Origin of the sequence: Buttiauxella agrestis (assembly GCF_900446255.1) — a bacterium.
GTDB classification, from domain to species: Bacteria; Pseudomonadota; Gammaproteobacteria; order Enterobacterales; family Enterobacteriaceae; genus Buttiauxella; species Buttiauxella agrestis.
This window is the reverse complement of the sequence record NZ_UIGI01000001.1, coordinates 4962675-4987946: the sequence shown is the minus strand read 5'-3', so window position 1 is coordinate 4987946 and position 25272 is coordinate 4962675. Positions and strand designations below refer to the sequence as shown.

Below are 25272 nucleotides of genomic sequence, written 5' to 3'. Positions count from 1 at the left end.
GTTATCCCAGCTTGGGCGATGATGCGTTGTAGGGCGTGCAATATGCGCAGGAGCTGTAGTAGCAACAGTCTGCGGGCTCAGTACTTGACTGACCGGTTTGCTGCCAACTTCAAAACGTAGGACAGGGGCATCCGTACCGCAAAAATCATTGAGCAAGCCATTGATGTTATTGAGGTACTTATCTCTCACCCAATCGAGTACAAAACGGTTTGGCGCATACAGGGCCAGCGTGTTATCGCTTAGTTCCGCCTGTAGGGGGCGTATCCACATACTGAATTCTGTGGCTGGTAACTCATCCTGCAATCGGGCAAGACACTGCTGCCAAAGCGAAAGTGACACGGCGGACTCCACTCGAACAAAGTCGATAAAATGACGAAGACTGAAAGTTTATATTCATGATTGTTGACACACGCCGACTCTTCCTCAACGGAACCCCGGTACGGGAAGCGTGCGAACCGCTATCTGCGGTTTACCCCAGGGTGAACGCTAAAGGATCACGATCGGGACCGCGGATCATAGCCTAAAGTGCGCCAGAGATCTTCTGTTTCTCACAGTTTCTTCCCGATTTATCCACAGGGTTGTTTTGTGGAGTCTAAGTGTAAACGATCCTGCTAAACGCGTAGCGCATAACATTCCTATATTGGAAAATTTAATGACTAGCGCACAAAATCAGCTTATCTGATCTAAGGAAGATCCCAGTCGATCCTTGCGCTTTAATGGGGACGCCGTATAATTCCCCACCCGTCGCGTGTCACCACGGCTTTATTTTGGTCAGATCCTGGTCGTTTCAGGGGTCAAAAAGCGAATTAAGGCACGGGAATAAGGAAAGAGAATTGACTCCGGAGTGTACAATTATTACAATCCGGCCTCTTTAATCAGCCACACTGAGGCGTAAGTCATTTGCAGTTTCTGCAAGGCTCTTCGCTAACCCAGTGAAATTTATCCAAGTTTAGGTAGAAATCGCCATGAAACGCACTTTTCAACCGTCCGTACTGAAGCGTAACCGTTCACACGGTTTCCGTGCTCGTATGGCAACTAAAAATGGTCGTCAGGTTTTGGCACGTCGTCGTGCTAAAGGCCGTTCCCGTCTGACCGTTTCTAAGTAATAAAAGCTAACCCCTGAGTGGTTAAGCTCGCATTTCCCAGGGAGTTACGCTTGTTAACTCCCACTCATTTCACTTTCGTCTTCCAGCAGCCTCAACGGGCTGGCACGCCGCAAATCACCATCCTCGGCCGCCTAAATTCGCTGGGGCATCCCCGCATCGGTCTTACAGTCGCTAAGAAAAACGTTAAACGTGCACACGAACGCAATCGGATTAAACGTCTGACGCGTGAGAGTTTCCGTTTGCGTCAGCACGAACTCCCGCCAATGGATTTCGTGGTAGTGGCTAAGAAAGGGGTTGCAGACCTGGATAACCGGGCTTTATCGGAAGCATTGGAAAAGTTATGGCGCCGTCACTGTCGCCTGTCTCCCGGCTCCTGATAGGCCTGATTAGGGTCTATCAGCGCCTGATAAGTCCGCTTCTCGGGCCGCATTGTCGTTTTACTCCAACCTGTTCTCACTACGGAATTGAGGCATTGCGCAGGTTTGGGGTATTAAAAGGCAGTTGGTTGACAGTGAAACGCGTATTAAAATGCCACCCTTTGAACCCCGGTGGAGACGATCCCGTCCCACCTGGACCTTTTGATACCAGAGAACACTAACGATGGATTCGCAACGCAATCTCTTTCTCATCGCTTTGTTGTTCGTGTCTTTCATGATCTGGCAAGCCTGGGAGCAGGACCACGCTCCTAAACCTCAGGTACAGCAGACCACGCAGACTACGACCACCGCAGCAGGTAACGCCGCAAGCCAGGGTGTGCCGACCAGTGGCCAGGGGAAAATCATCACGGTTAAGACTGACGTCCTTGAGCTTTCCATCAACACCCGTGGTGGTGATGTTGAGCAGGCACAGTTACTGACCTACCCGAAAGAGCTCAAATCCAATGAGCCGTTCCAGTTACTGGAAACCACGCCAGAGTTTATCTACCAGGCACAAAGCGGCCTGACTGGTCGTGACGGCCCGGATAACCCGGCTAATGGCGCTCGTCCTCTGTATAACGTTGAAAGCGACAGCTTCGTCTTGCCGGAAGGCCAGAACGAGTTGGTGATTCCAATGACTTATACCGATGCGGCTGGCAACACCTTTACTAAGTCATTCACTCTGAAACGCGGCGAGTTCGCGGTGAGCGTGGATTACAACGTGAAGAACGCCGGTGAGAAACCGCTGGAACTGGCTACTTTTGGTCAGCTGAAGCAGTCCATCAATTTGCCGTCCCACCGCGATACCGGAAGCAGCAACTTTGCGTTGCATACTTTCCGTGGTGCAGCGTACTCAACTCCAGATGCGAAATACGAAAAATATAAATTCGATAAAATCGCTGACGGTGAAAACCTGAACGTTAACGCCAGCAATGGTTGGGTAGCGATGTTGCAGCAGTACTTCGCAACTGCGTGGGTTCCACGTAATCAGGGTACAAACAACTTCTATACCACCAAACTGAGCAATGATGTGGCGGCGATTGGTTATAAATCCGCACCACAACTGGTTCAGCCAGGCCAGACAGCTCAACTGGGTAGCACCCTGTGGGTTGGCCCGGAAATTCAGGACAAAATGGCAGCCGTTGCGCCACACCTTGACCTGACTGTGGATTATGGTTGGTTGTGGTTTATTTCTCAGCCGCTGTTCAAGCTGTTGAAATTCCTGCACAGCTTCATCGGTAACTGGGGCTTCTCCATTATCGTTATCACCTTTATCGTTCGTGGCATCATGTACCCGCTGACTAAAGCGCAGTACACCTCCATGGCGAAAATGCGTATGTTGCAGCCGAAACTGGCGGCCATGCGTGAACGTATTGGTGACGATAAACAGCGCCAGAGCCAGGAAATGATGGCTCTGTATAAAGCTGAGAAAGTTAACCCGTTGGGTGGCTGTCTGCCTCTGGTTATCCAGATGCCAATCTTCCTGGCGTTGTACTACATGCTGATGGGTTCTGTGGAACTGCGCCATGCGCCGTTTGCACTGTGGATCCATGACTTGTCTGCACAAGACCCGTACTACATCCTACCGATCCTGATGGGCTTGACGATGTTCTTCATTCAGAAGATGTCGCCGACCACTGTGACCGACCCGATGCAGCAGAAGATCATGACCTTTATGCCGGTCATCTTCACGGTGTTCTTCCTGTGGTTCCCGTCAGGCCTGGTACTGTACTATATCGTCAGTAACACAGTGACCATCATCCAGCAGCAGCTGATTTATCGCGGTCTTGAGAAACGTGGCTTACACAGCCGCGATAAGAAAAAGACCTGATAGCGATTGAGCTAGTTGTAACGAAAGGCGGTCATTTGACCGCCTTTTTTATTTCGTAGAGTGGATAAGCGAAGCGCCATCCACCAATCAAAAACGAAGGGACAGTAATGAGCCATAACGAGACAATCGTTGCCCAGGCGACACCGCCGGGACGTGGTGGGGTCGGTATCCTGCGCGTCTCAGGCCGTCAAGCGAGTGAAGTCGCACAAGCGATTCTGGGCAAACTCCCTAAGCCACGCTACGCCGATTATCTGCCATTTCGTGATACGGATGGCAGCGTTCTGGATCAAGGCATCGCACTGTGGTTCCCAGGCCCAAATTCGTTCACCGGTGAAGACGTGCTGGAACTTCAGGGTCACGGCGGCCCGGTTATCCTCGATCTGCTGTTAAAACGTATTCTGGCGCTTCCAGGGCTGCGAATCGCAAGGCCGGGTGAGTTCTCCGAACGGGCGTTCCTGAATGACAAACTGGATTTGGCACAGGCCGAGGCGATTGCCGACCTGATTGATGCCAGCTCAGAACAAGCGGCGCGTTCAGCGTTAAATTCGTTACAGGGTGCATTCTCGGCCAAAGTAAACCATCTGGTTGAAGCGCTGACTCATCTGCGAATTTACGTTGAAGCGGCGATTGATTTCCCGGATGAAGAGATCGATTTCCTTTCTGACGGCAAAATTGAAGCGCAGCTGAATCAAGTGATTGGCGATCTGGACGCGGTTCGCGCCGAAGCACGACAGGGCAGTTTGCTGCGTGAAGGCATGAAAGTCGTGATTGCCGGACGTCCTAACGCCGGGAAATCGAGCCTGCTGAACGCTCTTGCCGGGCGTGAAGCCGCGATTGTGACGGATATTGCAGGCACCACTCGTGACGTCTTGCGCGAACACATCCACATCGACGGCATGCCGCTGCATATCATCGATACCGCAGGTCTTCGTGAAGCCAGCGACGAAGTTGAGCGTATCGGCATCGAACGTGCGTGGAATGAGATTGAACAAGCGGACCGCGTGCTGTTTATGGTCGACGGAACCACCACCGACGCCACAGACCCTGCCGATATTTGGCCAGACTTTATTGCACGCTTACCGGCCCGTTTGCCGATTACCGTGGTGCGCAACAAAGCGGATGTCACAGGTGAAACGCTGGGGCTAAGCGATGTGAATGGTCACTCACTTGTACGCCTGTCTGCGCGTACCGGTGAAGGCGTAGATGTGCTGCGCGATCATCTAAAACAGAGCATGGGCTTTGAAACCAATATGGAAGGCGGCTTCCTGGCGCGTCGTCGCCACTTGCAGGCGCTTGAACAGGCGGCAGACCATCTGCAACAAGGCAAAGCGCAGCTGCTGGGCGCGTGGGCCGGGGAGTTGCTGGCGGAAGAACTGCGCCTTTCTCAGCAAAGCCTGAGTGAAATCACCGGTGAATTCACCTCGGATGATTTGCTCGGACGCATTTTCTCGAGCTTCTGTATCGGCAAGTAAGCTAAAACCTGATTAGTACGTGAACGTTCACTAACCCGTCTTAACGACATGTTAATACGGGTTTTTTATTATCTGTCCTTGCCGTACCGCTCGTGATTTCTACCTGCAACCAGGTTTCAAAAGCCTGTAATGCCCGATCGTTGATTCCCGAAACGGTTGGCTTCACAAGACAAAACTTTTTGCTCAGGCTTTCTGATTCCGGCCAGGGCGCCACCAGCAAACCATCCTGAAGCTCTTTTTCAACGTACATACGTGGCACCAGCGCAACACCCTGTCCCGTGATTGCCGCAGCGATAGCCATTTCGTGCAGGTCGTAGCGGTCGCCTTGAGAGGGGTTATCAAAAGCAATTCCATTTTGCCGGGCATAGTGATGCCAGGCTTCCGGATTCTGCCGCCGATGAATACGCGGCAATCCGTTAAGTTGTTGCGACATATCTGCATTTGTCAGCAATGTCGGATGACATACCGGTATCAAACGCTCCTCAAGAAGAAAACTGACGTTCATGCCCGCCCATCCAGGATGTTCAAAATGAATGGCGGCATCAAAGCCACTTCCAGCAAGAATAAACGGGTCGCTTCGGGCGGCAATATTCAGTGTGATATCAGGATGCAAGGCTCTGAAACCATTCAAACGAGGAATAAGCCAGCGGCTTGAAAAAGTGGGGAGAACGGCAAGTTCCAGGCTTTGCCCTCCTTCGTGAATACCGCAAATGTACTGGGTATCTCTTTCCAGTCGTTCAAGCATTTCGCGAACATGATGTGAATAGCGAATCCCCACGGGATTAAGTTTTACCCGGCTCCCTACGCGGTCAAAGAGTTTACAGCTGAGTAGCGATTCAAGGCGTGCTATCTGGCGACTGATAGCGCCTTCCGTTAGCGACAACTCCTCGGCTGCCCTGGCAAAATTACCGTGTCTTGCCGCTGACTCGAAAGCCAGCAATGAAGCGCTACTGGGAAGTTTTCTGCGCATTAGAGCCATCCTGTTCGTGCAGGTTCAGTGACAAAATGTCATTGATAGGTGAAATAGTATCGTTATAAGAGCCTGATTTAAGCCTTTAAGATGACGGAAAGTCATCGCGCGAGTCTAGTGCTTCCTGTCATTCATCCTGAGGTAACAGTTATGAATCATCCCACTTTTTTCTCCCGTCAGATTGGTGACTTTCTGGTTACCGCCGTCAGTGACGGAAATATGGCAGCCAGTCTGGATTTGCTCTCAGGCATTGGAAAACCGGCAGCAGAGGCCATTCAGCATAGCGCGGGTGTTGATGAACCCGGCAATATCCACATCAATTGCTACCTGATACGTGGCCGTGGGCGCACTATTCTGGTTGATAGCGGTACGGGAGGGTTGAACAACGCGGGAGGCATGCTCAGCAAAAACCTGCGTGCCTCCGGAGTTTCTCCTGACGACATCGACACGCTCTTAATAACGCATTGCCACCCCGATCATATCGGTGGCTTGCTGGATGAGCAGGGGCTTGCGGTATATAAAAATGCGCAACTCTATCTACATGCTCTTGAAGCTGAATACTGGCGAGACGATCATCATTTCAACGAAGCCAGCGAGCGAGGACAGCGTAATTTTTTGCTCGCCCGCCGCGTACTTGATGCCTATGCACCCAAGCTGCACATTATTTCCGAAGATGAGATAACAGAAGGCATTCGCCCGGTTTGGCTCCCTGGACATACGCCGGGCCACACGGGTTTTCAGATTGATTCAAAGGAAACGAGTTTGCTTATCTGGGGCGATGTGGTTCATTTTCCCCATATACAATCAGCTCACCCTGAGGTTTCCATTATGTTTGATTGCAACCCTGCGCAGGCTGAACAAACCCGCGCAGAAATTCTGCAACACGTCGCCCGAGAAAACCTGCTCGTCGCGGGAATGCATTTTGGAACACAAGGATTTGCCTATATCCATCCCTCTGAGTCGGGCTACAGCATCAAATACACGCAGGCTGAGCTGGCGGAAGATTAAAACCCAAATATTCATGACGTTGACCATTTGCTAAGGTTTTGATCGTTTTTTATGCACGCCTGGCCGTGCGTTTCATTACCAAAAAACCTACAATCAAAAACAGAGGAAATTGCCTGGTATCAAGGAGAGACAAATGGCAACGCATTTTGCAAGATGGACGATCAACCCGAAATACCCCTTTTCGAGCCGGCTGAATGCCGAATGTCATGCTCACGCCCGCAACATGCCAGAACACCGCCGTTCTCGATTTTTAGCCTCCCGCAGTCTGTTAGCCGAATTGCTTTATATGCTGTATGGCATTCAACAATTACCGAAGATCGTCACTACCGCTGCTGGACGCCCGCACTTTGCCGACTCTTCGCTGACCGATTTCAGCATTGCCTATGCCGGAAACAAAGTCGGTGTGTTGATAACCACCGAGGGCCGATGCGGACTGGATATCGAGATAAATCAGTCTTTCGGCAACCTACCTTCTATCGCGTCGGCTTCGACGTTTCGCAGCAACGAATCCATCTGGATAAATAACCAAAAAAATCCTGGTGAGGCCAAAGCGCAACTGCGCACGCTGCATCAAAGCGCATATAAGCTGACGGGGCGCGAAGAAAGTCTGCAACTTTTGCCAGGTGCCGGGCGAATTCGAGTGAGCGACCAGGCTGAAATTGAAGCGATTAGCGATGTGGAAGGTTTGTTGATCTGGGGGTGTGTGGTTTCACCCGCCATCGAAAAACTGAGTTTGTGGGAGTTTGAAAGCCCGCAAAACTGGCATAGTCTGTGGGATGTTAAATCTCGTTATCGGGATCCTGACGGCAGTATTATTCGCTTAACCAGTATGTCGTCAGAAAAAGCGTGATATCAAAACTGATTTTCCCAGAACGTCCAGACACCAAGGAGTATGCATGTCCGACACGTTAAAGATTGTCACTTTATTAGGTAGCCTTCGCCAGGGTTCATTCAACGCCATGGTTGCCCGCACGTTGCCTCGCATCGCCCCGGCAGGGATGAGCATTGACGCATTGCCGTCGATTAAAGATATTCCTCTGTATGACGCCGATATGCAGCAAGAAGAAGGTTTCCCGGCGACCGTTGAAGCCATTGCCGAGCAGATTCGCGCCGCAGATGGCGTGGTGATTGTGACGCCGGAATATAACTATTCGGTGCCTGGCGGTTTAAAGAATGCTATCGACTGGCTGTCACGTTTGCCGGAACAGCCGCTGGCGGGTAAACCGGTGCTGATTCAAACCAGTTCGATGGGCGCCATTGGCGGCGCTCGCTGCCAGTATCATCTGCGCCAGATTCTGGTTTTCCTCGACGCGATGGTGATGAACAAGCCGGAGTTTATGGGTGGCGTAATTCAGAACAAAGTGGATGCGCAAACGGGTGAAGTCGTCGACCAAAGCACGATCGATCACCTCACCGGGCAACTTACCGCGTTTGGGGATTACATTAAGCGCGTTAAAGCCTAGTTTGCTAAGGCTCGCCACATCGTTTCAAAGCCTAAAGCTTTATAATCGCCAGCACGTTCAGGTTCGCGGCTGGCGAACTCCATTGTCGTTTCTGCCAGCGAAGAAAATATGGCATCACTAAACGCGCGGTATGGGCCATTTTGAAAAGCCTTCAATATCGATTGTGAGCAGATCTCGTGCATTTCAGGGAACAACTCCGCCACTTTCTGCTTGGTTTCTTCGTCAATCTTGTCACTCACAGCCAGCTGACGAATCGCCCGATGCGCTTGCGGATTAGCGATAGCCCAGTCGATGTAACTGTTCCAGATATAGCGGGTGTACTCTTTTGGGTCTTTTAACGTGCGGTCGAGATTTTCCTGCATCGCAAAAAGCAAACCTTGCTTCAAATGCAGATATAGCTCGTTTAGCAAATCGTCCTTGGTGGCAAAATAGCGGAACAGCGTGCCTTCAGCGACACCTGCGGCACGGGCAATCTGCGCGGTTGACGCCACAATACCCGACTGGCCAATAGCGATTGTCGCCGCTTCCAGTAACGCTAGTTTTTTATCTTCACTCTTCGGACGAGCCACAACATTTTACCCTCTAAATTTACAAAGCCGAATTGAATCACGCGAGCTACGCCACTGCAACGCTGAATGTCAGCGTTTGAAAAGCATCTTGACGCATGTCACGCCTCATCTATAATGAGTGCTTACTCACTCATTATCAAGTTTTGTTAGCAACGTTCCAGTGGATGGGGCGTACATGCGGGCCAGGATATGAAACGTCTCTCCATTTGCGCGGTTATTATTATGTTGATTGCTACAGCAGCCAGTTTGCCTTTTGTCCTGAATGCCGGGTTTGGCCAGGCTCCGCAAGGAGAAGGTCTAAGTTTAGTTGAACGCTCTGCAAATTACGTTGATGGGCAATTCCGCAATCAGGTCACAACGCTCAATTACACTGGCCAGAAAAGTAAACTGGCGGCGATATGGGGATTTCTGACCACACGCACTGAAAATGCTCGCCCGCAACAACCGTTGCCGTTGGTTAAAACCGATCTGGCAAGCCTGCCGATTGAGCAGGACACGATGGTCTGGCTCGGCCACTCGTCGTGGTATCTGCAACTGGCTGGGAAGCGCATTCTTATCGATCCGGTTTTTAGCCGCTACGCCGCACCCTTTTCATTTATGAATAAAGCATTTGCCGGCGATTACCCGTGGACGGCTGAGTCGATGCCCGAAATTGACCTGCTGATCATTTCCCACGACCACTACGATCACCTGGATTACGCCACCATCAAGGCGCTGAAACCTAAAATCCGCCAGATAATCACGCCGCTTGGCGTCGGTTCACATCTGCGCTATTGGGGAGTAAATAGCGACATCATTCAGGAAAAAGACTGGAACCAGTCAGTAAAAGTTTCGAATGAGCTGAGCGTTCATGTACTTCCTGCGCGACATTTTTCTGGCCGCACATTGAAGAGCAACCAGACGCTATGGGCAAGTTTTATGTTCGTGACCGATGAACACAAAGTCTATTACAGCGGCGATACCGGCTACGGACCGCATTTCAAAGCGATTGGCGAGCAGTTTGGCTCAGTGGATTTAGCCATCATGGAAAATGGTCAGTACGACGAGGACTGGAACAACATTCATATGATGCCAAAAGAAACCGCGCAGGCCGCTGTTGATTTGAATGCTCGTGCGATTTTGCCGGGACATGCGGGCCGCTTTGTACTGGCAAAACATACCTGGGATGCACCGTACAAAAGCCTGGCGCAAGCCAGTACCGGCAAAAATTTCCGTTTGTTAACGCCAAAGCAGGGCGAGCCTGTTTGGGTGAACGACAACGCACAACAATTTAGTGCCTGGTGGGAATCTACCAGTGCCATGTAAGCAAAAAGCGCGGGGGGACGAATGACTATTTCAGCTCAGGTTATCGACACAATTGTTGAATGGATTGACGACAATTTGCACCAGCCATTACGCATTGATGATATTGCCTTACATGCGGGTTATTCGAAGTGGCACTTGCAGCGTTTGTTTATGCAGTACAAAGGCGAGAGCCTCGGGAAATACATTCGCGACCGCAAACTGTTGCTGGCCGCGCGTGATTTACGCGATACCGATAACAAGGTTTACGATATTAGTCTGAAGTATGGCTTTGATTCGCAGCAGACATTTACGCGGATATTTACGCGCACATTTCATCAGCCGCCGGGCAGGTATCGCAGAGAGAATCATACGTTGAACGGGTAATAAGTAGGCCGGATAAGCGAAGCGTCATCCGGCACAACCTATTAGTGTGCGTCGATAAAGACGATTTTCAGAACAAACATCAGCGCCACGACAATCACGCATGGGCTGATTTCACGCCAGCGACCGGTGCCGAGTTTCATCACGCAATATGAGATGAAGCCCAGTGCGATACCTTCGGTGATGGAGAAGCTAAATGGCATCATTACCGCGGTAATAAACGCCGGAACCGCTTCGGTCAGATCATCCCACTTCACGCGCGACAAGCTGGAAGTCATCAACACGCCAACGTAAATCAGAGCGCCTGCTGCCGCATATGCCGGAACCATGCCCGCCAATGGTGACAGGAAGATAACCAGCAAGAACAACAAGCCCACGATCACCGCCGTCAGGCCAGTGCGCCCGCCAACAGACACGCCAGAAGAACTCTCGATATAGGCCGTAACGGAAGATGTTCCGATAAACGCGCCCGCAACAGAGGAGACGCTATCAACGTACAGCGCCTGCTTCATGCGTGGGAATTTTCCTTTTTCGTCGGCAAGGCCTGCTTTATCCGTTACGCCAATCAGCGTGCCGGAGGAGTCAAACAGGTTAACCAGCATAAAGGAGAAGATAACGCCTGCCAGGCCAATGTTCAGAGAACCGGCTAAATCCACCTGACCGACAACGGACAGCACGCTTGGTGGCGCAGAAACGATGCCATGATATTGCACATCGCCCATCATCCAGCCCAGCAATGTTGTCACCACGATGGATACCAGCACAGCTGCGTGGATGTTACGCGAAGCCAGAATAGCGATGATAAAGAAGCCCAGCGCGCCCAGCAGAACGCTGTGCGAAGTCAGGTTGCCGATGGTCACTAACGTATCTTTGTTAGCCACGATAATACCGGCGTTTTTCAGGCCCATCATGCCGATGAACAGCCCGATACCACTGGTGATACCGACACGCAAACTCACCGGAATATTGGCAATCATCCAGTAACGCACGCGGAAAATAGTCAGCAACAGCAAACCGACTGCACCCCAGAAAATGGCACCCATACCGACTTGCCAGGAAATCCCCATCGCGCCAACCACCACAAAGGCGAAGAACGCATTCAGGCCCATGGCCGGAGCCAGTGCAACGGGCAGGTTGGCGAAAATACCCATCAGGATGCTACCTAATGCGGCAATCAAACAGGTGGTGACGAAAACGGCCTGGGTATCCATACCAGCGGCGCCAAGGATCTGCGGGTTGACGAAAACGATATACACCATCGTCAGGAAGGTCGTGAGACCGGCGATCACTTCAGTGCGGGCCGTGGTGCCGTGTTCGCGCAGTTTAAACACGCGCTCGAGCAGCCCCGGATTTGCGGCCGGAGTAGATTGTGGTTGGCTCATTAGTCTTAATTCCGAACATTGAGAGGGAAAATCCGTCGCTATCCTATACCAAAAATTACAAAACATGGTGACCCGGCGCAGTTTTTTTTCATTGAATTTTCTTATACGGCAACGATTGCGTGCCGCAAAAATTGCGCAAATTGGGTAAGATGCATGTCACTTTAACAAAAGGAGGCGGTATGTCCCGGATAGATGCGGTGTTCTTCGACTGCGATGGCACGCTGGTTGATAGTGAGGTTATTTGCTCCAAAGCCTACGTGCATATGTTTGCGCAATACGGCATCGAGCTTGCGCTCGAGGAGGTTCATAAGACCTTTAAAGGGATCAAGCTCTACGAGATCATCGACACGATCAATGCCCAACATGGAGTGAGCTTGCCAAAAGAGGAACTGGAGCCGATTTATCGCGCCGAAGTTTCACGGCTATTCGACAGCGAACTGGTGGAGATTGAAGGTGCCGCAGCCTTAGTCGACCAAATCAAGGTGCCGATGTGTATTGTCTCCAATGGCCCGGTCAGCAAGATGAATCATTCGCTGGGCAAAACCGGAATGCTCCACCATTTCCCGGACAAACTGTTTAGCGGCTACGATATTCAGCTGTGGAAACCGGACCCGGCACTGATGTTCCACGCCGCCGACGCCATGCGTGTTGATGTGAAAAACTGTGTGCTGGTGGATGATTCGATGGCGGGTGCGCAATCAGGAATTGCCGCAGGCATGGAAGTTTTCTATTTTTGTGCCGACCCGCATAACAAGCCGATTGATCACCCGAAAGTGACGACGTTTACCGATTTAGCGCAGTTGCCGGAGTTATGGCGGGCGCGAGGTTGGAATATTACGGGTTAATGAAAATGGCGGATGGCGCAAGCGTATCCGCCGAATGACTCAGGTGCTTTGGCGTAACTCTATCTGGTAGCTGAAAAGCTCGACCCGTGATTCATCTAACTCATCATCCCGCTCGTCATTGAGCAATTCAATCAGCAGTTTACCCGCGTCTTTGCCCATCTTTTTATAATCGATGCGAATAGAGGTCAGTGTTGGGTGCGTTTGATCGCAGCTATCTGAACCATCGAGGCAGGCGACGGCAATATTCCCCGGGATTTTTAGCAAACGACGCTGACACTCAAACATTATCCCTAACGCAATGTCTTCATGGCTGCAAATCACCGCATCGAGTTCCGGCTGGCGCTGGAGTATTTCAGTCAATGCGTAGCGGCCAAACTGTAGGCTGGCGGCATCGGGCGTGGTAATAACCTGATCGGAATTCTGGTAGCGACTGAGCATGGCTTTATGCCAGCCATTAAGCTGCTGGCGCTGCAGACGGTTATCCATGTGCGCACCAATAAAGCCAATATTCTTATATCCCTGATCTAACAGGTGTTCCGTCAGTTTATGCGCCGCCTCAAAAAATGACGCTTCGAGGGAAATTGACGCCTGGCTAAACGGGGAACCCACCACATTAATCGTTGGAATATTCGCCTTTTCGAGAATTTGCCAGGTTTTTTCAGCCAGTTGCGAGCCAAAGATGACCAGTGCGGCAGGATTGCTTTGCAGCAACGTCATCAATATTTCAGCTTCTTTATTCTTGTTATGTTCATGGCAGCCAAGCAGTAGCTGGAATTCGTTTTTATTCAGCACTTGCTGTAACGACTGCATAAAGCGGGAACTGGCTTTGTCGGTCAAAGAAGGAATGAGTACAGCGACGGTGTCACTGTGTCCGGACGCCAGCGCGCCCGCTGCCCGATTGGGGATATAACCCAGCGCTTCCACCGCTTGTTCTATCTTCTCTCGCAGCTTATCAGAAACCTGATCAGGCGTTCTCAGCGCACGGGAAACGGTCATGGTTCCTACGCCCGCAAAATTGGCGACTTCTTGCAGTGTGACTCGCCCGGTACCTCGGCGCTTACGCGTTTTTTCCATTCTGGTTCTCCGGGCAACTACAACTCACTGTTTTCATTATTTTTATTTCACCGTCTATCCGTCAAACAATTGAACACGTTAGCAAAAACTCTAACGCATTGTATATGCCGGAACTGGATATAGCCAAAGTCGGAGCAGGGATAAATGATAGCGTTATCACAATCCTTGATAGCGCTATCAAATGCGACAACCATCACATTAATTAATACATAAAATATCTACTCTCCTGTTAATTATCATCGGGAGTTATCAGACGCATGTTAAAAAATCTATTAACCGCAGAGGTCATTCAGGTCGTTGAGCAGGCTAAAGACTGGCGCGACGCCGTAGCCATTTCGTGTCGCCCGTTGATTGAAAACGGCTCGATTGAACCACGTTATGTCGAAGCTATTTACCGATCGCATGAAGCTATCGGCCCGTATTACGTGGTAGGCCCAGGCATTGCGATGCCACATGCACGTCCAGAAGAGGGCGCAAATAAACTGGCGCTGGCGCTAACGCTGATTACCTCAGGCGTGAATTTTGATGCCGATGAAAACGATCCGGTAAAACTGTTGATTGTGTTGGCCGCAACCGACAGCACCAGCCACATCGAAGCGATTTCTCAACTCGCTCAGCTATTCGATAACGAACAAGACATTCAGGCCATTTTGACGGCCAAAACATCGCAAGACATTTTGTCCGTCATTGCGCGCTATTAATTATCCAGGAGAACAATGATGAAAATCACAGTGGTATGCGGTAACGGTTTAGGCACCAGTCTGATGATGGAAATGAGCATTAAAACCATCGTTAAAGATCTCGGCGTGAGCGCTGAAGTCGATCACGTTGACCTCGGCTCCGCCAAAGGCACGCCGAGCGATATTTTTGTCGGCACCAAAGACATTGCCGAGCAATTAGTCGCACAGTCCGTCGGCGGCAAAATCGTCGCACTGGACAATATGATCGATAAGAAAGCCATGAAAGAACGTTTGTCCGTGGCATTAACCGAGTTAGGCGCACTGTAAGCAGGGGTCGATATGGATTTCTTTCGTTTTTTGATGAGCGATGTGCTTTCCGAACCGGCTGTACTGGTCGGTTTAATCGCTTTGATTGGTTTGATTGCACAGAAAAAACCGGTCACAGAATGTATTAAAGGCACCGTCAAAACCATTATGGGTTTTGTGATTTTAGGTGCCGGTGCTGGCCTGGTCGTGTCTTCGCTGGGTGATTTCGCCAATATATTCCAGCACGCCTTTGGTATTCAGGGCGTGGTGCCGAACAACGAAGCTATTGTTTCCGTCGCACAGAAAAGCTTCGGTAAAGAGATGGCGATGATCATGTTCTTCGCCATGGTTATCAACATCTTGATTGCCCGCTTCACACCGTGGAAATTTATCTTCCTGACCGGTCATCACACGTTGTTTATGTCGATGATGGTGGCGGTGATTCTGGCAACGGCTGGCATGACTGGCGTAACACTGATTGCTGTTGGCTCGCTGGTGGTGGGTGTGGCGATGGTCTTTTTCCCGGCCATTGCGCACCCTTACATGAAGCAAGTTACCGGTTCTGACGACGTAGCAATTGGCCACTTCTCGACATTATCTTATGTGCTGGCGGGTTTCATCGGCAGCAAGTTTGGTAATAAAGAACATTCGACTGAAGACATGAACGTGCCGAAAAGTCTGCTGTTCTTGCGTGATACACCGGTCGCTATCTCCTTTACCATGAGCATTATCTTCCTCGTGACGTGCCTGTTTGCGGGCGCTGACGTGGTGAAAGAGTTGAGCGGTGGTAAAAACTGGTTCATGTTCTCCATCATGCAATCCATTACCTTTGCGGCAGGTGTGTACATCATCCTGCAAGGTGTGCGCATGGTGATTGCGGAAATCGTTCCAGCGTTCAAAGGTATTTCCGACAAGTTGGTGCCGAACGCGAAGCCAGCGCTCGATTGCCCGGTCGTGTTCCCGTATGCACCTAATGCTGTGCTGGTTGGCTTCCTGAGCAGCTTTGCCGCAGGTTTAATCGGTATGTTCGCGCTGTATCTGTTGAACATGACCGTGATTATCCCAGGCGTGGTGCCGCACTTCTTCGTCGGTGCAGCCGCTGGTGTATTCGGTAACGCAACCGGCGGACGTCGTGGCGCGATTCTGGGAGCATTTGCGCAGGGCTTGCTGATTACCTTCCTGCCAGTGTTCTTGCTGCCAGTGCTGGGCGATATCGGTTTTGCTAACACCACTTTCAGTGATGCCGACTTTGGTGCGCTGGGGATTCTGTTAGGGATTATCGTTCGCTAATCTTTGAGTGACGTACCAATAAAAACGCCAGCGATTCGCTGGCGTTTTTTTATACGTTTTTTGATCACTCTTTCGGGTCTTTACCCGCCAGCAGTTTATCCAGTTCGTCGCCGCCGACATGACGGAAGTCCTGCCCTTTAACGAAGTAGAAAATAAACTCGCAGATGTTCTGGCAACGGTCGCCGATACGCTCGATAGAACGCGCGCAGAACAGAGCAGTCAGCACGCTTGGAATGGTGCGCGAGTCTTCCATCATATAAGTCATCAACTGGCGCACGATGCCTTCATATTCCTGGTCAACTTTCTTATCTTCGCGATAAATACGCACCGCTTCGTCAAGATCCATACGCGCAAACGCATCCAGCACGTCGTGCAGCATTTGCACGGTGTGGCGGCCTAATGACTCGAGGCTCACCAGCAGCGGCTGGTGCTGGTGGGAGAATTTCTCCAGCGCCGTGCGGCAGATTTTATCCGCGACATCACCGATACGTTCCAGCTCAGAAATCGTTTTGATGATAGCCATTACCAGACGCAGGTCGCTGGCGGTTGGCTGGCGTTTAGCGATGATACGCACGCAGGCTTCATCGATCGCCACTTCCATCATGTTAACTTTCTGGTCGCCTTCGATGACGCGCTTTGCCAGCTCGCCATCTTGATTGTGCATGGCGGTGATCGCATCAGAAAGCTGTTGCTCCACCAGCCCACCCATGGTCATGACCTGGGTGCGGATATATTCCAGCTCGGCGTTAAACTGGCCGGAAATGTGTTTGTTGAGATTGAGGCTATCCATTGTATTCTCCCGGATCAGCCGTAACGGCCAGTAATATAGTCTTCGGTTTGCTTTTTAGCGGGTGTGGTAAACAGCGTATCGGTTTCGCTAAATTCAATCAGCTCACCGAGGTACATAAACGCGGTGTGATCTGAACAACGCGCCGCCTGCTGCATGTTGTGGGTCACAATCACCACGGTGTAGTCTTGTTTCAGCTCGGTGATCAGCTCTTCAATGCGACCAGTAGAAATGGGGTCAAGTGCTGAACATGGCTCATCAAGCAGTAACACTTCCGGGCGAATCGCGATTCCACGCGCAATGCACAGACGCTGCTGCTGGCCACCGGAGAGACTGTATCCGCTCTGGTGCAATTTATCTTTGGTTTCATTCCACAGTGCGGCTTTGGTCAAAGCCCACTGCACACGCTCGTCCATGTCGCTGCGTGACAGCTTTTCAAACAGGCGCACGCCAAACGCGATGTTGTCATAAATCGACATTGGGAATGGCGTCGGCTTCTGGAATACCATGCCCACTTTGGCACGCAGCAGGGCGATGTCCTGGTTCTGAGTGAGGATATTTTCCCCATCCAGCAGAATTTCACCTTCGGCGCGCTGCTCCGGGTAGAGCGAGTACATTTTGTTGAATGTACGCAGCAGGGTGGATTTACCACAGCCTGACGGGCCGATGAACGCGGTAACCTGGTTTTTAGCGATATCCAGATTGATGTTTTTCAGGGCATGGAACTTACCGTAATAGAAGTTCAAATCACGAACCTGAATTTTGTCTGGGGTAGTATCGACCATACTCATCTGTTTCTTAATCTCCATCCGACGCCGCCTTTGCCGCGCCGCAAAATTTAACCGTGTTTACTCTTTGCAAAAATCACACGCGCCAGAATATTTAGCAGCAATACGCAAAGGGTAATAATCAGAACACCAGCCCAGGCTAACTGTTGCCATTCGGCAAATGGGCTCATCGCAAATTTGAATATCGTCACTGGCAAGTTAGCAATCGGCTGCATCATGTCAGTGCTCCAGAACTGGTTGGAGAGCGACGTGAACAGCAGCGGGGCGGTTTCACCCGCGATACGTGCAATCGCCAGCAATACGCCAGTAATAATCCCGGAAACAGAGGCTTTCAGCGTAATTGCAGAAATCATTTTCCATTTTGGCGTACCCAATGCGTATGCCGCTTCGCGCAGGCTGTCTGGCACCAGTTTCAGCATGTTTTCAGTGGTGCGGATAACAATCGGCACCTGCAATAACGCCAGTGCAATTACCCCAGCCCAGCCGGAGAAGTGCTGCATTTTCGCCACCACAATGGTGTAAACAAACAGGCCGACAACAATGGATGGCGCAGAAAGCAGGATGTCGTTGATAAAACGAATCACCTCAGCCAGCGCTGATTTGCGGCCATACTCCGCCAGGTAGATACCCGCCATGATGCCCAGCGGCGTACCAAACACGGTCGCCCACAGGATCAACAAGCCGCTACCCGCGAGGGCGTTAGCCAGGCCACCGCCTTCAGTATTCGGTGGCGGTGTCATTTCGGTGAACAGCGCAATCGACATACCGTCGATACCACGAGTCACCGTAGAGAACAGGATCCACACCAACCAGAACAGGCCAAACGCCATGGTTCCCATTGAAAGTGTCAGAGCAATACGGTTTTTAAACCGACGACGAGCCTGCATTTTGCGGCGTGATTCCGCTAACGCCGCGCGACTTTGCATTTCCATAGTCGTCATGAGCGCGCTCCTTCGTTCTTCGCCAGACGCATAACCATAAACTTAGAGATAGCCAGCACGATAAAGGTGATGACGAACAGGATCAGGCCGAGCTCCATCAATGCTGCGGTATGCAGGCCGGATTCCGCTTCAGCAAATTCGTTCGCCAGTGCAGAGGTAATACTGTTGCCCGGCATATACAGCGAAGCGCTGTCGAGTTGGTAGGTGTTACCGATAATGAAAGTCACCGCCATGGTTTCACCCAGAGCACGACCCAAACCTAACATCACGCCACCAATCACGCCGTTTTTGGTAAACGGTAAAACGATGCGCCAGATAACTTCCCATGTGGTACAGCCGATGCCGTAGGCCGACTCTTTCATCATCACAGGAGTTTGTTCAAATACATCGCGCATTACAGAAGCGATGTAAGGGATGATCATAATGGCGAGAATAACGCCTGCCGCAAGAATACCGATACCGAACGCCGGACCTGAGAACAGTTCACCGACAATAGGCACAGAAGAGAGCACATTGCCGACCGGTTCCTGGAAGTACTTCGCAAACAGCGGAGCAAAGATAAACAGGCCCCACATGCCGTACACGATACTAGGAATAGCCGCCAGCAGTTCAATAGCGATACCCAACGGGCGGCGCAACCAACCCGGTGCCAATTCCGTCAGGAACAGCGCGATACCGAAACTCACCGGTACTGCAATTAACAACGCAATGAACGAGGTGACCAGCGTGCCGTAAATCGGCACCAGCGCACCATAAATATCGTTAGGAGCATCCCACTCTTTATTCCACAAGAACGAGAATCCAAATTTCTCGATACTTGGCCAGGAGGAGATGACCAGGGAGATGATGATCCCGCCCAGCAGAAATAGCACAATCAGCGCAGCCAGTTTTACCAGCGCGCTGAAAATGACATCACCTTGTTTGCCAGGGGCTTTGAACACCGGCTTACTCACTGCCATAACTTACTCTTTAAGTTTAAATACATTTCTTACAACATGTCGGATGTCGCTTACGCTAATCCGACCTACGAAAAGCAGTTGTAAGGCGGATAAGCATTCACGCCATCCGCCATTTTCATTAATTAATAAAGCGCCTTACCGGAGCTGTCTTTCACGTTGGTCTTCCATGCTGCACGAACTTGTTCAACTACAGCGTCTGGCAGGGCAGCGTAATCCAGGTCACTCGCCTGTTTTGCACCGTCTTTGTAAGCCCAGTCGAAGAACTTCAGCACTTCAGCGCCTTGCTCTGGGTTTTTCTGCTCTTTGTGAACCAGAATGAAGGTGGTGGACGTGATTGGCCACGCGCTGTCACCTTTCTGATTTGTCAGATCCTGAGCGAATGATTTGCTCCAGTCTGCACCTTTTGCAGCATTTGCAAAGTTCTCTTCAGAAGGCGCTACTGGCTTACCATCAGCTGAAACCAGTTTGGTATAAGCGAGGTTGTTTTGCTTAGCGTAAGCGTATTCAACATAACCGATTGAACCTGGCAGACGCTGAACAAACGCGGCGATACCGTCGTTACCTTTACCGCCCAGACCCGTCGGCCAGTTTACCGTTGAGCCTGCACCGATTTTAGTTTTCCACTCTTCGTTCACTTTCGCCAGGTAGCTGGTGAAGACGAAGGAAGTGCCGGAGCCGTCAGCACGACGCACAACCGCAATGTTCTGCTGTGGCAGTTTCATGCCTGGGTTGAGTTTAGCGATTGCTTCGTCATCCCATTTTTTGATTTTACCAAGGTAGATGTCACCCAGGGTTTTACCGTCGAGCACCAGCTCGCCGGATTTCACGCCTGGCAGGTTAACCGCCAGAACAACACCGCCGATGACAGTCGGGAACTGGAACAAACCTTCTTGTTGCAGCTTTTCATCAGACAATGGCGCGTCAGATGCGCCGAAATCCACGGTGTGAGCAATGATTTGTTTAACGCCACCGGAGGAGCCGATACCCTGGTAATTCACTTTGTTACCAGTTGATTTATTGTAAGTATCTGCCCATTTGGCATACACCGGCGCAGGGAAGGTTGCACCAGCGCCAGTCAGGCTTGCAGCAGCAAACGCGCCGAAAGCACTCAGGGATAAGGTCGCGGCGACAACAGTTGCGACAGTGGTACGCATAACTTTCATAATGTCTCCTGCAGAGGTGAACGTAACTCGTTGTTTAGTGGTTGCAGGATAGAAAATAGGACAGTTTGGTGACATTTAAATGTACGAATTATGACAGTTTTATGACAAGCCGCTTTGGGGCATATTTCCAGCTGTCATACTCAGGATTCTGAGTGTTCAATTCGTTTCAGTAGCTCGTCCTGTTCGTCGCGGCTCAGGTAGCGCGATTCCCCCAGCGGTAGCCCTTCCAGATGGATATTCATGATGCGGATACGTTCAAGTCGGGTCACTTCATAGCCGAAATATTTGCACATTCGGCGAATCTGGCGATTCAATCCCTGAACTAAAGTAATACGAAATATCTGGTCCGATTCTTTCGTCGCTTTACATGGTTTTGTCACCGTACCCAGTACAGGAACACCCGCGCATAAACCCGTAATAAACTCCTCAGTCACCGTCTTATTGACGCTGACCACATACTCTTTTTCGTGATTGTTGCCCGCGCGCAGAATTTTATTAACCACATCGCCGTGATTGGTCAGCAAAATGAGCCCCTGCGAATCTTTATCCAGACGCCCTATCGGGGAAATACGTTGGTCGCCGTTAATAAGAGCGCTGATATTCCCTCGCACGCTCTTTTTCATCGTGGTGATGATGCCAACAGGCTTATTCAACGCGATCAACACCAGACCGTGGTCATCTCGTGGCTCAATAAGCTGGTCATTCACTTTCACCACATCGCCAGCAAAGACCTGAGCACCAAAGCTGACCTGCCTGCCGTTAATAAAAACACTGCCCTGTTCGACGTGGCGATCGGCTTCACGGCGAGAGCAGATACCGCTATCGCTAATGTATTTATTAATTCGTACCGGTGAATCGATGGGCCTTTTGCGGTGCGTCTCATTCATATCTTGCATAATTACCATTAATTCATCACTTAAAGAAATGTGACGCATATCACATACATTACCCGTTAGGGGTAGATTACACACAAAAAATTGAGATGAATCACAAATAAAAGTGAAACACAGGTTCATTATCAACACATAGTGTGATCTGCATAACAAAAACAAGTCCAGGATGGGCCAAACCAGAATCCTCGACGTCTTCTGAAGCGCCGCTGATTTTTATCTCCTCTGAATTATTTATTTGCCTGCTGCCTTGCAGCGGTCAGGCCACTTATTGCTTGTAAAACGGGGATTCATTATGCGCAAAACAGGCCACAAGCGCTGGTTTATGCTGTCACTGGTGACATTAGGCACCATTCTTTGCTATTTAACCCGAAATACTATTTCTGCCGCAGCGCCAACATTACAGAGCGATCTGCACATTACCACCCAGCAATATTCTTACATTATTGCGACATTCTCGGCCTGCTACACCATTGCACAACCTATTGCCGGTTATCTGCTTGATACATTGGGTACAAAGGTGGGTTACACCATTTTCGGCCTGATGTGGGGCGTGTTCTGCATTGGCGCGTCATTCGCGACTGGCTGGAAAGGTCTGGCAATGTTCCGTGGCCTCGGCGGTTTCGCTGAAAGTGCGATGATACCTGCTGGTTTGAAATCAGTAACTGAATGGTTCCCGGATACTGAACGTTCGGTTGCTGTGGGCTATTTCAACGTTGGTTCCTCTATTGGCGCGGTGATTGCACCTCCGCTGGTCGCGTGGGCAATCTATATCAGGGACTGGAGACTGGCATTTATTATCGTCGGTATTTTCAGCGTGCTATGGGCAGCTGGTTGGTATTTCACCTATAACCGCCCGTCAAAAACCAAATCACTGTCTCGGGAAGAGTATCTCTATATAACCGATGGGCAGCCTGAGAAACCAAAGGTTGAGAAAGTCCGCATTGGCCGCCTGCTGAAACAACGTAAGTTTTGGGGTATCGCATTACCGCGTTTCCTGGCGGAACCTGCGTGGGGGACGTTTAACGCATGGATCCCACTGTTTATGGTGCACACCTACGGCTTTAACCTCAAAGATATCGCCATGTTTGCCTGGATCCCGATGCTGTTCGCCGATTTTGGCTGCATTATTGGTGGTTATTTGCCGGGTATGTTCCAGAAGATGTTTGGTGTGAATATTGTTGTGTCACGCAAGCTGGTGGTCACGATGGGTGCGGCGCTTATGATCCTACCGGGAATGGTCGGCTTGTTCGGCAGTCCAATGGTGGCGATTGCACTGTTATGCGTTGGTGGCTTCGCTCACCAGTCACTGTCTGGCGCGTTGATTACACTATCTTCTGATATGTTTGACTCCAACGAAGTTGCTACCGCTAACGGATTCACCGGCATGGCTGCGTGGACTGCCAGCACCATGTTTGCACTGGTTGTGGGTGCGCTGGCCGACACGGTTGGTTTCAGCCCGCTGTTCGCCGTGCTTTCGGTATTTGATGTTATCGGGGCGATTGTCTTGTGGGTGTTGCTGAAATCACCTGAAGAACCAAAACTGGTGACGCAGGAAGAGAATTGATTTAGCAATAAAAAGCCCGGTTGTGCTAAACGCAACCGGGCTTTTTCATTTTGTATGACAGCTTAAAACGGCTTACTCAACCGTAACTGATTTCGCCAGGTTACGCGGCTGATCGACGTCGGTGCCTTTGATAAGCGCAACGTGATAAGACAGCAACTGCAACGGGACGGTGTAGAAGATTGGCGCGATAACTTCTTCTACATGCGGCATCTCAATGATGTGCATGTTGTCGCTGCTGGCGAAGCCTGCATCTTTATCTGCAAATACATACAGATGGCCGCCGCGCGCGCGCACTTCTTCGATATTTGATTTCAGCTTTTCTAGCAGCTCGTTGTTTGGAGCCACAACAATAACCGGCATATCCGCATCAATCAGCGCCAGTGGGCCATGTTTCAGCTCACCTGCCGCATACGCTTCAGCGTGAATGTAGGAAATCTCTTTGAGCTTCAGCGCGCCTTCCATTGCGATTGGATACTGATCGCCACGGCCTAAGAACAACGCATGATGTTTGTCGGAGAAATCTTCGGCCAGCGCTTCAATGCGTTTATCCTGGGAAAGCATCTGCTCAATACGGCTTGGTAGCGCCTGCAAACCATGCACGATATCTTGCTCGATGGCTGCGTCAGCGCCTTTCAGGCGGCTCAGTTTCGCCACCAGCATCAGCAGAACGGTCAGCTGAGTGGTAAACGCTTTGGTCGAAGCCACACCGATTTCGGTGCCCGCGTTGGTCATCAGTGCCAGGTCGGATTCACGCACCAGAGAAGAACCCGGGACGTTACAAATCGCCAGCGAACCTAAATAGCCCAGCTCTTTAGACAAACGCAGCGCAGCAAGGGTATCTGCCGTTTCACCAGATTGGGAAAGGGTGATCATCAGGCTGTTACGACGCACCGCAGATTTGCGGTAGCGGAATTCAGAGGCGATTTCGACATCGCACGGAACGCCCGCCAGCGATTCAAACCAGTAACGTGAAACCATGCCTGAGTTATAGGAAGTGCCACACGCAACAATCTGAATATGCTCAACCTGAGACAGCATTTCGTTAGCTTTCGGGCCAAGCTCAGAGAGATCGATAGCGCCATGACTAATGCGGCCAGTCAGGGTATTTTTAATCGCGTTCGGCTGTTCGTAGATCTCTTTTTGCATGTAGTGACGGTAAATACCTTTATCGCCCGCGTCATACTGCAAATTAGATTCGATGTCAGGACGTTTAACCTGCTCACCTTTGGTATCAAACACGGTAACGGAACGACGAGTCACTTCCGCAATATCACCTTCTTCAAGGAAGATGAAACGACGAGTCACCGGCAGCAGTGCCAGTTGGTCGGAGGCGATAAAGTTCTCACCCATACCCAAGCCGATAACCATCGGGCTACCAGAGCGTGCAGCCAGCAGAACATCCGGATTACGGGTGTCCATGATTACGGTGCCGTACGCGCCACGCAGTTGTGGAATGGTGCGCAGCACGGCTTCACGCAGAGTACCGCCTTGCTCCAGTTCCCAATGGACTAAGTGAGCAATAACTTCGGTATCGGTTTGTGAAACGAATGTGTAGCCACGACCCTGCAACGCTTCGCGCAGCGGTTCGTAGTTTTCGATAATACCGTTATGAACCACCACAATATGTTCGGAAACATGCGGGTGTGCGTTAACTTCTGATGGTTCGCCGTGAGTCGCCCAGCGAGTGTGAGCAATACCGGTACCGCCATGCAGCGCAGTTTCTGCTGCGGCTTCGGCCAGTTTGTTCACTTTACCCAAGCGGCGCAGACGGGTCATATGACCCTTTTCATCTACTACAGCCAGGCCCGCAGAGTCATAACCACGGTATTCGAGACGACGTAATCCTTCGAGAAGGATTTCAGCGATATCACGTTGCGCGACCGCGCCAACAATTCCACACATAAGATTAGATTCCTGATAATGGCATTAAGCCATGTGTTGTCGCTGACCTGTTTTACCCGTCGTCTTTCGCACTAAAGATACGTTGATTGCACGAAATTCTTTGGGTAAATATCCCGTTTTCCGGGGCCCCGAGCCTTGTAGAGAGTGGGGTTATAGTTTTAGCACTGCTGCGGAGCGGGTCATTTTCGAGAACAACCT

Annotated in this window: 26 protein-coding genes and 1 pseudogene; 15 read left to right on the top strand and 12 right to left on the bottom strand. The window is 50.8% G+C overall.

Annotated features, from left to right (window positions below; genetic code table 11):
* A partial coding sequence (locus DY231_RS23595; protein WP_305954893.1) for a DnaA N-terminal domain-containing protein occupies positions 1 to 339 on the bottom strand: 339 nt, incomplete at its 3' end.
* A 626-nt stretch (positions 340 to 965) separates the two neighbouring features.
* Between DY231_RS23595 and rpmH the strand changes: the two genes are divergently transcribed.
* From rpmH to mnmE, 5 genes are all read left to right on the top strand, one after another.
* On the top strand, positions 966 to 1106 hold the full coding sequence (gene rpmH / locus DY231_RS23590) for a 50S ribosomal protein L34 (protein ID WP_003849659.1): 141 nt from the start codon (positions 966 to 968) through the stop codon (positions 1104 to 1106).
* A 17-nt stretch (positions 1107 to 1123) separates the two neighbouring features.
* Entirely contained in the window at positions 1124 to 1483 is a 360-nt protein-coding gene (gene rnpA / locus DY231_RS23585; protein WP_034499799.1) for a ribonuclease P protein component, read from the top strand.
* Positions 1447 to 1704 carry a membrane protein insertion efficiency factor YidD gene (yidD, locus tag DY231_RS23580; protein ID WP_072011227.1) on the top strand — a complete coding sequence of 86 codons (258 nt, stop codon included), beginning with the start codon at positions 1447 to 1449 and terminating at the stop codon, positions 1702 to 1704. Before rnpA ends, yidD begins: the two co-directional genes overlap by 37 nt.
* Before the next feature lie 2 nt (positions 1705 to 1706).
* On the top strand, positions 1707 to 3353 hold the full coding sequence (gene yidC / locus DY231_RS23575) for a membrane protein insertase YidC (protein ID WP_115631733.1): 1647 nt from the start codon (positions 1707 to 1709) through the stop codon (positions 3351 to 3353).
* A 107-nt stretch (positions 3354 to 3460) separates the two neighbouring features.
* Positions 3461 to 4825, top strand: a complete 1365-nt coding sequence (gene mnmE / locus DY231_RS23570; protein ID WP_034499804.1) for a tRNA uridine-5-carboxymethylaminomethyl(34) synthesis GTPase MnmE — start codon at positions 3461 to 3463, stop codon at positions 4823 to 4825.
* Between the two features lie 40 nt (positions 4826 to 4865).
* On the opposite strand, the gene DY231_RS23565 is transcribed toward mnmE, so the two are convergent.
* Positions 4866 to 5795, bottom strand: coding sequence for a LysR substrate-binding domain-containing protein (locus DY231_RS23565; RefSeq protein WP_115631732.1), 930 nt, complete (start codon positions 5793 to 5795; stop codon positions 4866 to 4868).
* 150 nt (positions 5796 to 5945) lie between these two features.
* Between DY231_RS23565 and DY231_RS23560 the strand changes: the two genes are divergently transcribed.
* The 3 genes from DY231_RS23560 (at position 5946) to DY231_RS23550 (ending at position 8266) form a co-directional block, all read left to right on the top strand.
* A complete protein-coding gene (locus DY231_RS23560) occupies positions 5946 to 6803 on the top strand; it encodes an MBL fold metallo-hydrolase (protein WP_115631731.1) in 858 nt (285 codons plus the stop codon).
* Positions 6804 to 6936: 133 nt separating this feature from the next.
* Positions 6937 to 7653, top strand: a complete 717-nt coding sequence (locus DY231_RS23555; protein WP_115631730.1) for a 4'-phosphopantetheinyl transferase family protein — start codon at positions 6937 to 6939, stop codon at positions 7651 to 7653.
* Positions 7654 to 7699: 46 nt separating this feature from the next.
* On the top strand, positions 7700 to 8266 hold the full coding sequence (locus DY231_RS23550) for an NADPH-dependent FMN reductase (RefSeq protein ID WP_115631729.1): 567 nt from the start codon (positions 7700 to 7702) through the stop codon (positions 8264 to 8266).
* Here the strand turns inward: DY231_RS23550 and DY231_RS23545 are convergent.
* A complete protein-coding gene (locus DY231_RS23545; protein ID WP_115631728.1) occupies positions 8263 to 8835 on the bottom strand; it encodes a TetR/AcrR family transcriptional regulator in 573 nt (190 codons plus the stop codon). The two genes, DY231_RS23550 and DY231_RS23545, sit on opposite strands and share 4 nt — an antisense overlap.
* 189 nt (positions 8836 to 9024) lie before the next feature.
* On the opposite strand from DY231_RS23545, the gene DY231_RS23540 reads away from it, so the two are divergent.
* Together DY231_RS23540 and DY231_RS23535 are read left to right on the top strand one after the other, a co-directional pair.
* A complete protein-coding gene (locus DY231_RS23540) occupies positions 9025 to 10140 on the top strand; it encodes an MBL fold metallo-hydrolase (RefSeq protein WP_115631727.1) in 1116 nt (371 codons plus the stop codon).
* Between the two features lie 21 nt (positions 10141 to 10161).
* On the top strand, positions 10162 to 10503 hold the full coding sequence (locus DY231_RS23535; protein ID WP_115631726.1) for a RamA family antibiotic efflux transcriptional regulator: 342 nt from the start codon (positions 10162 to 10164) through the stop codon (positions 10501 to 10503).
* A 41-nt stretch (positions 10504 to 10544) separates the two neighbouring features.
* Here the strand turns inward: DY231_RS23535 and DY231_RS23530 are convergent, their stop codons facing one another.
* Entirely contained in the window at positions 10545 to 11882 is a 1338-nt protein-coding gene (locus DY231_RS23530) for an NCS2 family permease (RefSeq protein ID WP_034499824.1), read from the bottom strand.
* A 179-nt stretch (positions 11883 to 12061) separates the two neighbouring features.
* Here DY231_RS23530 and yieH point away from each other — a divergent pair, with 179 nt between their 5' ends.
* Entirely contained in the window at positions 12062 to 12727 is a 666-nt protein-coding gene (gene yieH, locus DY231_RS23525; protein WP_115631725.1) for a 6-phosphogluconate phosphatase, read from the top strand.
* A 39-nt stretch (positions 12728 to 12766) separates the two neighbouring features.
* On the opposite strand, the gene DY231_RS23520 is transcribed toward yieH, so the two are convergent.
* Positions 12767 to 13801: a LacI family DNA-binding transcriptional regulator gene (locus DY231_RS23520; protein WP_115631724.1), complete on the bottom strand. Its 1035-nt coding sequence runs from the start codon at positions 13799 to 13801 to the stop codon at positions 12767 to 12769.
* A gap of 257 nt (positions 13802 to 14058) precedes the next feature.
* On the opposite strand from DY231_RS23520, the gene DY231_RS23515 reads away from it, so the two are divergent.
* From DY231_RS23515 to ulaA, 3 genes are read left to right on the top strand one after another with little or no spacing between them, the layout of a single operon-like run.
* Complete coding sequence (locus DY231_RS23515) at positions 14059 to 14502, top strand: PTS sugar transporter subunit IIA (protein WP_115631723.1); 444 nt, start codon at positions 14059 to 14061, stop codon at positions 14500 to 14502.
* 18 nt (positions 14503 to 14520) lie between these two features.
* Positions 14521 to 14808, top strand: a complete 288-nt coding sequence (locus tag DY231_RS23510) for a PTS sugar transporter subunit IIB (RefSeq protein ID WP_115631722.1) — start codon at positions 14521 to 14523, stop codon at positions 14806 to 14808.
* A 12-nt stretch (positions 14809 to 14820) separates the two neighbouring features.
* On the top strand, positions 14821 to 16077 hold the full coding sequence (gene ulaA / locus DY231_RS23505) for a PTS ascorbate transporter subunit IIC (RefSeq protein WP_034499835.1): 1257 nt from the start codon (positions 14821 to 14823) through the stop codon (positions 16075 to 16077).
* Between the two features lie 64 nt (positions 16078 to 16141).
* On the opposite strand, the gene phoU is transcribed toward ulaA, so the two are convergent.
* The 6 genes and pseudogenes from phoU to rluF all read right to left on the bottom strand — a co-directional run.
* On the bottom strand, positions 16142 to 16867 hold the full coding sequence (gene phoU / locus DY231_RS23500; RefSeq protein ID WP_034499841.1) for a phosphate signaling complex protein PhoU: 726 nt from the start codon (positions 16865 to 16867) through the stop codon (positions 16142 to 16144).
* Between the two features lie 14 nt (positions 16868 to 16881).
* Positions 16882 to 17655 (bottom strand): phosphate ABC transporter ATP-binding protein PstB, encoded by a 774-nt coding sequence (gene pstB, locus DY231_RS23495; RefSeq protein WP_034499921.1) that lies wholly within the window; start codon positions 17653 to 17655, stop codon positions 16882 to 16884.
* A gap of 47 nt (positions 17656 to 17702) precedes the next feature.
* Positions 17703 to 18593, bottom strand: a complete 891-nt coding sequence (pstA, locus tag DY231_RS23490) for a phosphate ABC transporter permease PstA (protein WP_034499844.1) — start codon at positions 18591 to 18593, stop codon at positions 17703 to 17705.
* Positions 18590 to 19552 (bottom strand): phosphate ABC transporter permease PstC, encoded by a 963-nt coding sequence (pstC, locus tag DY231_RS23485; protein WP_034499846.1) that lies wholly within the window; start codon positions 19550 to 19552, stop codon positions 18590 to 18592. The genes pstA and pstC overlap by 4 nt, the downstream gene beginning before the upstream one ends.
* Before the next feature lie 122 nt (positions 19553 to 19674).
* A complete protein-coding gene (gene pstS / locus DY231_RS23480; RefSeq protein ID WP_034499849.1) occupies positions 19675 to 20715 on the bottom strand; it encodes a phosphate ABC transporter substrate-binding protein PstS in 1041 nt (346 codons plus the stop codon).
* Between the two features lie 143 nt (positions 20716 to 20858).
* A pseudogene (rluF, locus tag DY231_RS23475) lies at positions 20859 to 21602 on the bottom strand (23S rRNA pseudouridine(2604) synthase RluF); the annotation flags it as partial.
* Positions 21603 to 21900: 298 nt separating this feature from the next.
* On the opposite strand from rluF, the gene DY231_RS23470 reads away from it, so the two are divergent.
* The gene (locus tag DY231_RS23470; protein ID WP_115631721.1) at positions 21901 to 23172 is read left to right on the top strand and encodes an MFS transporter; all 1272 of its coding nucleotides are present in this window, start codon (positions 21901 to 21903) and stop codon (positions 23170 to 23172) included.
* A gap of 72 nt (positions 23173 to 23244) precedes the next feature.
* Here the strand turns inward: DY231_RS23470 and glmS are convergent, their stop codons facing one another.
* Positions 23245 to 25074 (bottom strand): glutamine--fructose-6-phosphate transaminase (isomerizing), encoded by a 1830-nt coding sequence (glmS, locus tag DY231_RS23465; RefSeq protein WP_115631720.1) that lies wholly within the window; start codon positions 25072 to 25074, stop codon positions 23245 to 23247.
* Positions 25075 to 25272: the final 198 nt, after the last annotated feature.